This window comes from Desertibacillus haloalkaliphilus, from assembly GCF_019039105.1.
Classification (GTDB): domain Bacteria; phylum Bacillota; class Bacilli; order Bacillales; family KJ1-10-99; genus Desertibacillus; species Desertibacillus haloalkaliphilus.
The window spans coordinates 1-390 of the sequence record NZ_JAHPIV010000282.1; the positions used below are offsets into that span (position 1 = coordinate 1).

A 390-nucleotide genomic window follows, 5' to 3' on the forward strand; every position below is an offset into this window, starting at 1 on the left:
CTTCTTCCCTCCCTCTTCTCTCTTCCCTTCCCTTTTTCCTCTCTCTTTCCCCCTCTTTCTCCTTTTTCTTTTCTTCTTCTTCTTTTTCCCCCTTTCTCTCTTTTTTTCTTCTCCCCTCTCCTTCTTTTTCCTTCTTCTCCCTTTCTCTTCCCCCCCTTTCTTTCTTCTCCTTCTCCCCCTCTCCTTTCCCTCTTCCCCCTTTCCCTCTCCTTCTCTTTTCCCCCTCCTCTCCCTCTTCTTCCTTCCCTTCCTTTCTTTTCCCTTCTTTCTCCTCTTTCTTTCCCCCTTTTTCTTCTTCCCCCTTTTCTTCCCCCCTCCCTCTCTTCCCTCCTCTCTTCCCCCCTTCTTCTCCTCCCTCTTCCCCCTCTCTTTTTCCTTCCCCCCTTTCTT

General features: G+C 49.5%; 1 protein-coding gene. It reads right to left on the minus strand.

What is annotated here, in order from left to right; all coding sequences use genetic code 11:
* The coding region (locus KH400_RS29945; protein WP_217228241.1) for a hypothetical protein at positions 1–390 on the minus strand (390 nt) is incomplete at both ends.